This is a genomic window from Pseudomonas sp. 1L-C-7-B-C1, assembly GCF_057291635.1.
This window is the reverse complement of sequence record NZ_JBXAWH010000002.1, coordinates 280,917-293,839: the sequence shown is the minus strand read 5'-3', so window position 1 is coordinate 293,839 and position 12,923 is coordinate 280,917. Positions and strand designations below refer to the sequence as shown.

At 62.5% G+C, this 12,923-nt stretch carries 9 protein-coding genes; 2 read left to right on the top strand and 7 right to left on the bottom strand.

Annotated elements, in window-relative coordinates; all coding sequences use genetic code 11:
* Positions 1-379: 379 nt before the first annotated feature.
* A complete protein-coding gene (dusA, locus tag AC0Z8Z_RS04570) occupies positions 380-1,390 on the top strand; it encodes a tRNA dihydrouridine(20/20a) synthase DusA (protein WP_485618267.1) in 1,011 nt (336 codons plus the stop codon).
* A 94-nt stretch (positions 1,391-1,484) separates the two neighbouring features.
* Here dusA and AC0Z8Z_RS04565 read toward each other — a convergent pair whose 3' ends face one another.
* From AC0Z8Z_RS04565 to AC0Z8Z_RS04550, 4 genes are all read right to left on the bottom strand, one after another.
* On the bottom strand, positions 1,485-3,716 hold the full coding sequence (locus tag AC0Z8Z_RS04565; protein WP_485618068.1) for a xanthine dehydrogenase family protein molybdopterin-binding subunit: 2,232 nt from the start codon (positions 3,714-3,716) through the stop codon (positions 1,485-1,487).
* Positions 3,717-3,730: 14 nt separating this feature from the next.
* Positions 3,731-4,714: an FAD binding domain-containing protein gene (locus tag AC0Z8Z_RS04560; protein WP_272634083.1), complete on the bottom strand. Its 984-nt coding sequence runs from the start codon at positions 4,712-4,714 to the stop codon at positions 3,731-3,733.
* The gene (locus AC0Z8Z_RS04555; protein WP_485618067.1) at positions 4,714-5,385 is read right to left on the bottom strand and encodes a (2Fe-2S)-binding protein; all 672 of its coding nucleotides are present in this window, start codon (positions 5,383-5,385) and stop codon (positions 4,714-4,716) included. Before AC0Z8Z_RS04555 ends, AC0Z8Z_RS04560 begins: the two co-directional genes overlap by 1 nt.
* A gap of 383 nt (positions 5,386-5,768) precedes the next feature.
* Complete coding sequence (locus AC0Z8Z_RS04550) at positions 5,769-6,833, bottom strand: NAD(P)-dependent alcohol dehydrogenase (protein ID WP_485618065.1); 1,065 nt, start codon at positions 6,831-6,833, stop codon at positions 5,769-5,771.
* A gap of 323 nt (positions 6,834-7,156) precedes the next feature.
* On the opposite strand from AC0Z8Z_RS04550, the gene AC0Z8Z_RS04545 reads away from it, so the two are divergent.
* Positions 7,157-10,042 carry a sensor domain-containing phosphodiesterase gene (locus AC0Z8Z_RS04545; RefSeq protein ID WP_485618063.1) on the top strand — a complete coding sequence of 962 codons (2,886 nt, stop codon included), beginning with the start codon at positions 7,157-7,159 and terminating at the stop codon, positions 10,040-10,042.
* Positions 10,043-10,063: 21 nt separating this feature from the next.
* On the opposite strand, the gene AC0Z8Z_RS04540 is transcribed toward AC0Z8Z_RS04545, so the two are convergent.
* Genes AC0Z8Z_RS04540 through AC0Z8Z_RS04530 form a run of 3 tightly spaced genes read right to left on the bottom strand, consistent with a single transcriptional unit; the run spans position 10,064 to position 12,915 of the window.
* Entirely contained in the window at positions 10,064-11,008 is a 945-nt protein-coding gene (locus tag AC0Z8Z_RS04540; protein ID WP_485618062.1) for an alpha/beta hydrolase, read from the bottom strand.
* A gap of 54 nt (positions 11,009-11,062) precedes the next feature.
* Complete coding sequence (locus AC0Z8Z_RS04535; RefSeq protein WP_485618061.1) at positions 11,063-12,070, bottom strand: transketolase family protein; 1,008 nt, start codon at positions 12,068-12,070, stop codon at positions 11,063-11,065.
* A complete protein-coding gene (locus AC0Z8Z_RS04530; protein ID WP_272634095.1) occupies positions 12,067-12,915 on the bottom strand; it encodes a transketolase in 849 nt (282 codons plus the stop codon). The genes AC0Z8Z_RS04535 and AC0Z8Z_RS04530 overlap by 4 nt, the downstream gene beginning before the upstream one ends.
* Positions 12,916-12,923: the final 8 nt, after the last annotated feature.

The following is a 12,923-nucleotide window of genomic DNA, read 5'->3' as shown; positions in this document are numbered from 1 at the left end:
TAAAGTTCATTTATTTTGTTGGCGTCAACTTCCATTCTTATTTAATTAGTCCTGTTTAAAAACTAGTGCCGCAACAAGGCTGCGAATTTATGGCGTCAAATAATCTGTCGGGAAAAGGCTTAATAAAGCCGGCGTCTATGGATATGTGTAAAGCGAGCGTCTTGAAAGAGGGTTGTTAGCTTGCTAATGCTTAGGGTGGTCGTAACGTTATGACCCCGTGGCAGCGATGAAGTTTTTGTAAGTTTCAAGCGACTGCTTCATTACTTATCGTATGAGTTCGGCTCTGCAGAGCGCGCGTGTTTTCAGCAGGACCCGCTTCAGCCGGGCGTGCGAGCTGTTAGAATGCGCGTCCTCTTTGCCCGACCTGCTCATTGCTGCCATGTTGCCTACCACTGAACCCCGTACTGACCGCCTTCCGTTCGAGCCCTCACGGCGTTTTTCCGTGGCCCCGATGATGGACTGGACGGATCGTCACTGCCGTTTTTTCCTGCGGCTGCTGTCGAAAAACGCGCTGCTGTACACCGAGATGGTCACCACCGGCGCGTTGCTGCACGGCGATACTGAGCGCTTTTTGCGCCACGACGAGACGGAGCATCCGCTGGCCCTGCAATTGGGCGGCAGCAATCCGGCTGACCTCGCCGCCAGTGCGCGTCTGGCCCAGGCGGCCGGCTACGATGAAGTCAATCTCAACGTCGGTTGCCCGAGCGATCGCGTGCAGAACAACATGATCGGCGCCGTGTTGATGGGGCATCCGCAACTGGTGGCCGATTGCGTCAAAGCCATGCGCGACGCGGTGACGATTCCGGTGACGGTCAAGCACCGCATCGGCATCAACGGTCGCGACAGTTACGAGCAGCTGTGTGAGTTCGTCGGCACCGTGCGCGACGCCGGCTGCACCAGCTTCACCGTGCATGCCCGCATCGCCATTCTTGAAGGCCTGTCGCCCAAGGAAAACCGTGACATCCCGCCGCTGCGCTATGACATCGCTGCGCAGTTGAAACAGGATTTTCCCGAGCTGGAGATCATCCTCAACGGCGGCATCAAGACCCTGGAGCAGTGCCAGGAGCACCTGAACACTTTCGACGGCGTGATGCTCGGCCGCGAGGCGTACCACAATCCGTACCTGCTGGCAGGCGTGGACCGCGAACTGTTTGGCAGCGACGCCCCGCAGATCACCCGCGACGAAGCCCTCAGGCTGATGCGCCCCTATGTGGAAGCGCACCTTCGCGACGGCGGCTCCATGCACCACATCACCCGCCACGTGCTGGGCCTGGGCACCGGTTTCCCCGGGGCACGGAAGTTTCGGCAGATGCTCTCGGTGGACATCCACAAGACGGACGACCCGCTGGGCTTGCTGGATCGGGCAGGGGAGTTGTTGGAAGGGCGATGATGTTCAGGGAGCCAGTGGGCTCCCTGGTTGCCGGATGATCGGCAGTACCGGTGCGAAAGCGGCCGCTGCGTGTGTTGCAGCGGCCGCCTTCGATTCACACCTTCATCGTCGGCGGCAACTCCATCAATTTGTCCAGGGTGATCGGCAGGTTGCGGATGCGTTTGCCGGTGGCATGCGACACCGCATTGGCCACCGCAGCCGCCAGGCCGGTGATCCCGATTTCTCCGATCCCGCGAGCGCCGAACTCATTGAGCTCAAAATCGGGGTAGTCCAGCAGGATCACGTCGATCTCTGGCTGATCGGCATGCACCGGCACCACGTATTCGGCGTAGTTGTTGTTCACCGGCATGCCGTTGCGCTCGTCGAAATCGGTGGCCTCAAACAGCGCCATGCCGACGCCCATGACGATCGCGCCCTCGACCTGATTGAGGGCGGTTTTCTGGTTGATCACCTTGCCCACGTCAATGGCACTGACCACCCGCGACACCCGCAGCCGCGAGATGCCCGGGTCCCAGCGCACTTCGACAAAGTGCACACCGAAGGAGCGGAACGAGTACTTGCTGGTGTCGTTCATGCCGGTCTTGGCTTCACCGAAAGCACTGGCCTGCTTTTGCGCCTTGAGCACGTCAGCGATGGCGAACGTCGTGTCGCCGCTTTTCAATTGACCCTGCTCGAAGCTCACCTGATCGGCCTTGGCCCCGGCAAACACGCCCTTGGGCGCGGTCGCAAACGCCTTCAACTGATCGACGGCCTGGCGGGTGGCCTCGGCGATGGCGGGCAGTACGCTTGCGGTCGCCCAGGAGCCGCCCGACACCGGCGCCGGGGGGAACGACGAATTGCCCAACTCGACCTCGATCTTGTCCAGCGGGATGCCGGTGATGCTGCTGACCACCTGAGCAACGATGGTGTAGGTGCCGGTGCCGATGTCCTGCACCCCGCAAATGGCCCAGGCCGTGCCGTCGGCGCGCAGCGCAACCTGTGCCTCTGCCGGCGTGCGATAGGCGTCCCAGTTACAGGCGGCCATGCCATAGCCGATGATCTCGGTACCGTCCTTCATCGAGCCCGGCGCCGGGTTGCGTTTGCTCCAGCCGAAGCGCTCGGCGGCCTTGTCGATGCACTCCTGCAGATGATTGCTTGACCACGGCAGGTTCTGGCTTTCGTCGCGCTCGGAGACGTTGAGCTTGCGGAACTCCAGCGGATCCATGCCGACTTTTTCGGCCATTTCATCCATGGCCGATTCCAGGGCGAACAGCCCCGGCGCTGCACCCGGCGCACGCATGGAAGTCGGTGTGCCGCGATTGACCTCGATGATCTTGTGGGTCACCAGCACGTTCGCGCAGCTGTAGAGGCTCTTGGTCGAAGTGCCGCAGTTTTCCTTGTACGGGTCGGTAAACGAGGTGGTGTTGATGGACTCGTGGCTCACCGACACCAGCTTGCCTTTGCCGTCGGTGGCCAGCCGCATGCGCTGACGGGTTTCCGGGCGATGGCCGGTGGTGGTGAACATCTGCTGACGCGGCACCACCAGTTGCACCGGGCGCTTGAGCACCTTGGCAGCGCCGCAGGCGGCGACCGAATGGGGCCAGATCCACAGTTTGCTGCCGAAGCCCGAGCCAATGAACGGCGCGCGCACTTCGACCTTCTCCGGGATCATGCCGAAGATTTTTGCCAGGGAATTGCGGTGGGCGACCACGCCTTGGGTCGCCTCGTAAACGATCAGTCGCCCGTCTTCCCAACTGGCAACGGTGGCGTGCATTTCCATCGGGTTGTGGGTTTCGACCGGCGTCGAATAGGTGGCGTCGATGCTGTGGGCGGCGCCGGCAAAGGCAGCGGCGGCGTCACCCCGGCTGTGGTTCGGGCTGCCATCCTGCAGCGCGCCAGCTTTCAGGCCTTGTTCGAGATCGGCCACGGCGTCGGTTTTGCTATATCTGACTTTGATCTTGTACGCCGCCGCCCGCGCGTGCTCGAAGGTATCGGCCACCACCAAAGCGACGAACTGGCCGGCGTAATGCACGGTGTCGTCTTCGAACGGCAGGCGGCTTTCGTCGGATTTGGCTGCCTTGAGGATCTGTGCGAACGACATCGGCAGTGTCGAGTTGTGGTAGAGCGCCGGGAAGTTGCCGTGGTGCAGAATCTCCAGAACGCCCGGCGATTTGCGCGCGGCGTCCAGTTCCAGGCCGGTGATCTTGCCGCTGGCGACGGTGCTGAACACCCCGTAGCCGTAGGCCATATTCTTCAGGTGGTGGTCGGACGCGTACATCGCGCTGCCGGTGACCTTACGTTGGCCATCGATGCGACGGGGGGCCGAGCCAATCATTGCGTCAGTCATGGTGAATTCTCCGGTCAGGCATTCAAGGTGCCGAGGTTGCGCACGATGGCCTGCTGCCCCAAGGCGATCTTGTAGGCGTTGTGGCGATAGGCTTTGGCGCCCTTGAGGGCGATGGCGGCCACCTTATCGAGGGTCTGCGGGCTCAGGCTCTGGCCCTTCAACGCCTGCTCGGCCTCAAGCGAGCGCCAGGGTTTGGTCCCCACGCCGCCCAAGGCGACCCGCGCGTCACGCACGGTGTTGCCGTCCATCACGACGATCACCGCGCTGGACGCCAGGGCGAACTGGTACGAGGCGCGATCCCGCAGCTTTAGATAAGCGGACTTGTTGCCGGCCAGCGGCGCGGCCAGCACCACATGGGTGATCAGCTCATCGTCCAGCAGCGCGTGTTCTTTCCACGGGGTCGCCCCAGGCAACAGGTGGAAGTCGGCGAAATCGACACTGCGCTTGCCCTTCGGACCCTGCACCTCGACCGTCGCGCCAATGGCGATCATCGCCACGCACATGTCCGAAGGATGGGTGGCGATGCACTGGTCGCTAGTGCCGAGCACCGCATGCACGCTGCGATTATGGCCGTCGATGGCGGCGCAACCCGAACCCGGCTCACGCTTGTTGCAGGGCGAATAACCGTCGCGGAAATAGTTGCAGCGCACCCGTTGCATCACGTTGCCAGCCGTTGTGGCTTTGTTACGCAATTGAGTCGTGGCGCCGGACAGCAGCGCCTGGGACAGCACGGCATAGTGCTCCACGATGTGCGGGTGATGAGCGAGTTCGGTATTGCTGACCAGCGCGCCGATGCGCACGCTGCCATCCTTCTGCACCTCGATCTGCTTGAGGGAGAGGTGGTTGACGTCGATCACTTGATCGGCCGGCATGATGTCGAGCTTGACCAGGTCGAGCAAGGTTGTGCCGCCGGCGAGGAAGAAGGTCGTCGGGCTTTTCGCGTGGGTCGTCACGGCCTGTTCGACGCTGTTGGCGCGCACATAATCAAAGGCTCTCATCAGCTCACCTCCTGGACTTTGATGCGCGCCGACTGGATCGCCGCGAGGATGTTCTTGTACGCGCCGCAACGGCAAATGTTGCCGCTCATGGCTTCGCGCACGCTGTGATCGTCGGTGCCGATGTTTTTGTCTTTCAACAACGCCGCCGCGCTCATGATCTGCCCCGAGGTGCAATAGCCGCACTGGTAGGCATCGTGTTCCCAGAAGGCTTCCTGCACCGGGTGCAATTTGCCGTTCTGCGCCAGACCTTCAATGGTGGTGATGTCGTCGCCTTCGTGCATCGCTGCGAGGGACAGGCACGAATTGATGGCCACGCCGTTGACGTGAACCGTGCAGGCACCGCACTGGCCGTGGTCGCAGCCTTTCTTGGTGCCAGTGAGTTGCAGGCGATCGCGCAGCACGTCCAGCAGCGCGGCGTTGGCCGGCAGGTTCAGGGTGTGGGCCTGGCCGTTGACCTTCAGGGTCATGCGCCGTTCATCAGCGGCGGGCGGGTCGAGGTCATCGGCGACGGCGGCCTGGGCTTCGAGCGCTTGCGTCCAGATCGGCGCCGTCGCGGCAGCGAGGCTGGAGACGCCGATGGACTTCAGGAAATTACGGCGGGAAGGGACGGTGAAGGCCTTGAGGTCACAAGACAGTTCTTCTTTGATGGGGCGATCAGGCTGATCGGTCATGAGCAGGTTCCTCGTCAGCATCGGGTCAGACCTGGCGGCCGACGGTGGGCGGACGCGCGGGCAGGGACGGCAGGTGGAGCGGTATGGCTAGTGGCAACGGCCATTTTCAAAGCGACGGCAGTCTTTAACGATAACCAATGCGCAGGCACTGCATTTCGTTGGATTCGTTCATGCACTTGTGAGTCGTGCTCTCTAATCCGCGGCGCTTGTGTCAGCAGCGAGGGCTGGCGCCTTGTCGGGATCAGCATAAACAGGCAGTGCTGGCCATGGCTCAAGGGTTGTGACCGAGGCACCGGAGGATGGTTGCGGATATTTCTCGAGCGGAAAATTCACAGAATGTTACGAGTGCCGGGGCCGGCGAGACCGGCCCGGAACCCTCAGCGTCACGCAGCCGACGCTTCTTCCTTCAATGTCGCCATGTCGATGACGAATCGGTACTTCACGTCACCCTTGACCATGCGTTCATAGGCTTCGTTGATGTCCTTCATATGGATCATCTCGATGTCCGAGACGATGCCGTGTTTGGCGCAGAAATCCAGCATGTCCTGGGTTTCCTGAATGCCGCCGATAAGCGAGCCGGCGAGGCTGCGGCGTTTGAAGATCAGGTTGAACACGCCTGGCGACGGGTGCGGCTGATCCGGCGCGCCCACCAGGGTCATGGTGCCGTCGCGCTTGAGCAGGTTCAGGAACGGATCAAGGTCGTGCGGCGCCGCCACGGTGTTGAGGATGAAGTCGAGCTGATTGGTCTGGGTGGCCATTTCATCCGGGTTTTTCGAGACGATCACTTCATCGGCGCCGAGGCGCAGGCCGTCTTCCCGCTTGTTTGGCGAAGTGGTGAACAGCACAACATGGGCGCCCATGGCGTGGGCGATCTTGACCGCCATGTGACCGAGGCCGCCCAGCCCGACGACGCCGACTTTCTTGCCCGGGCCGACTTTCCAGTGGTGCAGCGGCGAGTAGGTGGTGATCCCGGCGCAGAGCAGGGGTGCCACGGCGGCCAGGTTGTCACTGTGGGAAATCTTCAGCACGAACTTCTCTTTCACCACGATCTTGTCGGAGTAGCCACCGAAGGTGTTCTCGCCGCCAAACACCGGACCGTTGTAGGTGCCAGTGAAGCCGTTCTCGCAGTATTGCTCTTCGCCTTCCGCGCAGGACGCGCAGTGCTGGCAGCTGTCGACCATGCAGCCGACGCCAGCGAGGTCGCCGACCTTGAAGTGGGTGACGTTGGCACCGACGGCGGTGACCTTGCCGACGATCTCGTGGCCCGGCACCGACGGATACAAGGTGTTGTTCCATTCATTTCGGGCGGTGTGCAGGTCCGAGTGGCAGACGCCGCAGAACAGGATGTCGATCTGCACGTCATCGGCGCCCGGGTCACGGCGCTCGATCTGAAACGGAGCCAGTCTGTCAGTGGGTTTTTGCGCGGCGTAGCTGTAAGTCTTGATCATTGCGTGATCATCTCCAGTGGGGCAAAAAGACGGGTAACAGCAATCAGTGACAGGCGAGGGCGCGCAAAGGTCAATGCCTAAGGATGAAACCTTCCCAGCCGGGCTGTTTGACGCGCTGTGTGAAGCGGGCTGCTTAAACAGAATGCCGGGTTAAATCTTTCGATTTGCAGGCCGTTATAGGGCCGTACGGCGGGTAATTCCAACAAATGTCGTGGAATTCGGATTTTTCGTCGCGAATAGACCGCAAATGCGAATATCCCGCTTGCAACCTTCTGTCACACCCCATGAAGATAGCTCAGTCCGACGCTGGCAATGGAGCGCCTATGAATTCCCCACTTCTTACCCCCAGCGGGTACACGCCGATTGCCGACGAGCGGATCTCTGCACCCGACGATAACAGCGCGCTGGCCATGGGTGGATTGACCGGGGAGAGTTCGCTGGACGCCTTGCTGTGTGCGGCCCGGCAGACCGCACCGACGTTGAGCTGGGCCGCGTACCGTGCCGGCCAGCAAATGCACTTGCTGGGGCAGGGCTGTTCCGCCACGGACTGGCCGACCTTGATACCCCGCGAAGAATTTGATAGCTACTGCCGCCAGCATCATCTGCAGCGCTGGGTGACCGGCCATGGCGAGTCAGCCCTGGGCTGGCTGTTAATGCCGGATGCCTATTCAAACGATCCGTTTTTCGCCGAGCTGGCAGGACGTCTTGGCCTGCGCCTGCAAACCGACGCGCTGGCGCGGGCCCAGGCGACCCAGCGGGTGCTCTATGAAATCACCTACCTGGCCAGCTCGACCCGTGACCGCGCGGCATTTTTACAGGGCGTGCACAAACAGCTCTCGACCCTGATCGACGCAGAAAACTTCTACCTGGCGCTGTACGAAAGCCACAGCGGCAAAATCACTTACCCGTATTACATCGACATCACCGACCTCGACGCCCTTGAAGCGGAAACCTACGAGTTTCTCGATCCCGAGCGGCTGTCCATGACCGGTTATGTGCTGACCACCGAGCAAGCGCTGTTCGTCGATGCCGCCGGGATCGAGCGGGCGCGGGCGCTGGACCGCTTTCATTGCGTGGGTCATCGCCCGGAATTCTGGATGGGGGCGCCGCTGAAAAACGCTTCCGACGACGTGTTCGGCATGCTGGCGATGCAGGTCTATGACGTCGAGCGGGTCTACAGCGTCGAGGATCAAGAGCTGTTTCTGGTGGTGGCCCGTCACGTGGCCATGGCCCTGGACCGCATACTGCACCGCGCCCAACTGGAAGAAACCGTCGCCCGCCGGACCCTTGAGCTGTCTCGCCTCAATGACGCCCTGCGCAATGAAGTGGCCGATCGCGAACGCGCCGAGCACTTGCAGAGTGCGCTGTTCCAGATCACCGAGCTGTCGAGCCAGCCCGGCGACATGGCCGACCTTTTCAAAAGCCTGCACGGCATCGTCGGCGAGCTGCTGTTTGCCCTTAACTTCTACATTGCGCTGTTCGACGATGCCACCGCTGAGGTGACCTTCCCGTACTACGTGGACGAGCGCCTGACCCGACGCCCCGACCCGCGCCGTGGCGAACGCGGCTTTACCGAATACGTCATCCGCCAGCGCCGGCCGTGCCTGATCGACGGTGCCGAGGCGCGCTGGCTGGAAAGCATCGGCGAGATCACCCTGCAGAACGAGGTCAACCGCTCCAGCTCATGGCTGGGCATTCCGTTGTTCGACGGCGACGTGGTGCGCGGTGTACTGGCGGTGCAGAGCTACTCGTCCCACGTCAGCTATTCCCTGCGGGATCAGGAACTGCTGACCTTCGTTTCTCGCCACATCGACACCGCGCTGTCCCGGCGCAGTGCCGCCGAGGCCATTCACACCGCCAATCTGCGCCTGGAAGCGCGGGTTCAGGACCGCACCCGGGAGCTGGACTACGCCAACGCCAAGCTGCAACACGAAAACGCCCACGACGCGCTGACCGGGCTGCCCAACCGCAGCTATCTGCAGCAGCGGCTCAAAGGCGCGTGGCAGGATTTCTGCGAGCGGGGCGAGGATCTGGCGGTGATGTTCATTGACTTGGACCGCTTCAAGATGGTCAACGACAGCCTGGGTCATCACTCTGGGGATCTGTTGCTGGTGCAGGCCGCCGAACGGCTGCGCCATTGCATGCGCGACAACGATTTGCTGGCGCGGCTGGGCGGCGATGAATTCGCGGTGCTGGCCTACGCGGCGCCGCCGGACGTCACCGTGGCCATCGCCGAGCGCATTCTGCTGGCCTTCGACGTGCCGTTCTTCATCGACGGCCACGCAGTATTTTCGTCGTGCAGTATCGGCGTTGTCGGCGCCGACCTGCAGTTTCACAGCGAGCCGGCCGACCTGTTGCGGGATGCCGACACGGCCATGTACCGGGTCAAGAATGCCGGGCGCGACAGTTACGCGGTATTCAACCAGGAAGTGCGCCGCGAGGTGTCCGACCAGATGGAGCAGGAGACCGCACTGCGCAACGCCCTCAAGCGCACCGACGAACTGCTGCCATATTTCCAGCCGATCATCGACGTGGCCAGCGGCCGGATACTGGCCCTTGAAGCGTTGATCCGCTGGCGTCAGGCCGATGGCCGGATCGTCGCGCCGGGGCAGTTTCTGCCGGCGCTGGAAGGCCTGCGCCTGATCGGCCGGCTCGACCTCTACATGCTGCAGCAGGTGGTGGTGATCCTCGCCCATCCCGACCACGCGCACTGGCCGACGGTGCACGTCAATTGCTCCAGCTACAGCATCACCCGCCCGGAATTTTCCAGCGAAGTCCTGGGTTTGCTGAGCCAGCACGGCGTGGCGCCGTCGCGCATTTGCCTGGAACTCACCGAAGGCGCGCTGGTGGCCGAGCCCGAGCTGGCGCGTCAGGCCATGAAGCATCTGGCCGACAACGGCGTGTCGGTGGTCCTGGATGACTTCGGTGCAGGTTTTTCATCCCTCAGTTACGTGCACCAGTACCACTTCAGCGGCCTGAAAATCGACAAGTCGTTCACCCTCGAACTGACCACCAGCTCCCGCAGCCGGGCCATCGTTCGCGCCATTGTGCGCATGGCGGAATCCTTGGGGCTGACGGTGGTGGCGGAGGGCGTGGAAGACGCCGCGACCCTGGAACTGTTGCGGGACATGGGCGCGGGCCAAGCCCAGGGCTACTACTTCTCGATGCCGGTACCCCAGGACAAGCTGGATTTGAGCGCGTTGCTTTAGAAAGCAGCCCCACAGGACGGATCATCGCCCCAGCATTTTCCTCAGCGCGCGCACGACATCCGTCTTGCACTGCTCTGTCACGCCGCCCGGGTGCAGATCGAACATGTGCGGCACGCCGGGATAAACGTGCAGCTCGACGGGCACGCCGCTGCGAGAGAGATGGCCCGCGTAGGCCATGTCTTCATCCACGAACAGGTCCAACGCACCGACAGCGATGAAGCTCGGCGGCAGGTGGCTGAGGTCAGTGGCCAGCGCGGGAGAAAACAGCGCCGCCTGCTCATCGTTGCAGATGTACTCGCCGCGGTAGCACTGCCAGCAGAATTGGTTGGCCTCCCGTGACCAGCTGAACGTACCGGTGCCGGGGTTTTGCACGGGTGCATCGGCGGTGCCGGTGCGAGGGTCGAGCATGGGATAAATGAGTACCGAGCCGGCGACGGAAATCTCGCCACGGTCCCGGGCAAGCAGTGTCAACGCCGCAGCAAGCCCGCCGCCCGCGCTGTGCCCCATTATCACGATGCGTTCGGGGTTCACGCCCAGTGCAGCCTGTTGCCGGAGCAGCCACTCCAGGCCGCGATAGCAGTCCACCAGCGGCGCGGGGAACGAATGCTCGGGCGCGAGCCGATAATCGACGGCGACGATCACAGCGCCCAACTCAATCGCCAGATCCGCCAGGTAGTCGTCGGCCATTTCCGGGCAACCCAGCACAAAACCTCCGCCGTGCACATAGAGGATCGCCGGGAGGTCCTGGGTCTCGGACTCCCGCTCGGGGCGGTAGACACAGAGCCGCAGTTTGTGGGCGGCTGCGGGCTGACTAACCCAGTGCTGTTCACCGCGAGCAAGTCCGGCGGGTTTGAAGGTGGCGTGGATACGTGTGCGAATGTCGGCGAGATGGCTCAGCGTCCATTCGCTGGACGCCTCGTCGCGAAAGAAGTGGTACTCGGAATCCAGCAGTTGGTCGGGGTCCACCCATAATCTCCTCGGCGAAGACGGGAGACTCGGAAGCCCCCCGTTGTTCTGCGCTTACAACCACGCCTTGATACGCGCGCGCACCGCCGGGGTGGAAATCCCGTAGCGATCATGCAGTGTCGGCAGGGCGCCGGCGTCGAGGAAGGCGTCGGGCAGGGCGATCTGCCGGAACGTCGGCGTCACGCCGTTGCGCAAGAGCACCGTCGCCACCGCTTCACCCAGCCCACCGATGATGGAATGGTTTTCCGCCGTCACCACCAACCGCCCGGGTTTGCGCGCTTCGGCGAGAAGGGTCTGCTCGTCCAGCGGCTTGATGGTCGGCACGTGCAGCACTGCCACGTCCACGCCGTCGGCTTGCAGTGCCTTCGCCGCTTCCAGCGCGCGCATGGTCATCAGTCCCGTGGAGATGATCAGCACATCGTTGCCGGTGCGCAGGGTCTTGGCCTTGCCGATCTCGAAGGTGTAGCCGTATTCGTCGAGCACCAGCGGGACATTGCCGCGCAACAGGCGCATGTACACCGGGCCTTGATGGGCGGCGATGGCCGGCACCGCCTGTTCGATTTCCAGCGCGTCGCAAGGGTCGACGATCATCAGGTTGGGCATGGCGCGGAAGATCGCCAGGTCGTCGGTCGCCTGGTGGCTCGGGCCATATCCAGTGGTCAGGCCGGGCAATCCGCAGACGATTTTGACGTTGAGGTTTTCTTCGGCGATGGCCATACAGATAAAGTCATAGGCCCGACGGGACGCGAACACCGCGTAGGTGGTAGCGAAGGGCACGAAGCCTTCGCGGGCCATGCCGGCCGCTGCGCTCATCAGCAACTGCTCGGCCATGCCCATCTGGTAGAAGCGCTCCGGGTGAGCCTTGGCGAAAATGTGCAGATCGGTGTATTTCGACAGGTCGGCGGAGAGCCCGACGATGTCCGCGCGTTGCTCGGCGAGGGCCGCCAGCGCGTGACCGAATGGCGCCGGGCGTGTGGCCTGGCCTTCGGACGCAATGGAAGCAATCATCGCCGACGTCGTCAGACGTTTCTTGCCGGGCTCGTTGTGGGTCAGTGCGCTCATGCCGTTCTCCCGATTTGCAAATTGTCCAGTGCCAGATCCCACTCGTTCTCATCGACGCGAATGAAGTGGGTTTTCTCGCGGGTCTCCAGAAAGTCGACGCCTTTGCCCATTTTGGTGTCGCAGATGATCACCCGAGGTTGCGCCCCGGTGTGGTTGCGCGCGGCGTCAAAGGCGCTGACCAGGGCGTCGATGTCATTGCCGTCGACACGCTGGGTGAACCAGCCGAAGGCCTGCCAGCGGTCAACGATGGGTTCGAACGCCAGCACTTCGCTGGAATGGCCGTCGGCCTGCTGGTTGTTCACGTCGATGATCGCGATGAGGTTGTCCAGCTTCCAGTGGGAAGCCGACATCGCCGCTTCCCAGGTCGAGCCTTCGTTCAGCTCGCCGTCCGAGAGCAGGTTGTAAACGAACGAGGCGGAGTGCTTACGCTTGAGGCCCAGACACGCGCCGACGGCAATGCCCAGTCCGTGTCCCAGCGAGCCGCCGGTGATTTCCATGCCCGGTGTGTAAGCAGCCATGCCCGACATGGGCAGACGGCTGTCATCGGAGCCGTAGGTTTCCAGCTCGTCGAGCGGAATGATCTCGGCTTCGATCAACGCGGCGTAAAGCGCGATGGCGTAGTGACCGATGGACAGGTAGAAACGGTCGCGATCTTCCCATTCGGGGTCCTGCGGCTGATAGCGCAAGGCATGGAAATAGGACACCGCGAGCAGATCGGCCGCGCCCAGCGCCTGACCGACATAACCCTGGCCCTGAACCTGCCCCATGCGCAGGGCGTGGCGGCGAATGTTGAAGGCGCGCTGGGCCAGCGACAAAGCGGCGTGACCTGATGGACTGATGTTCATGTGAGTGG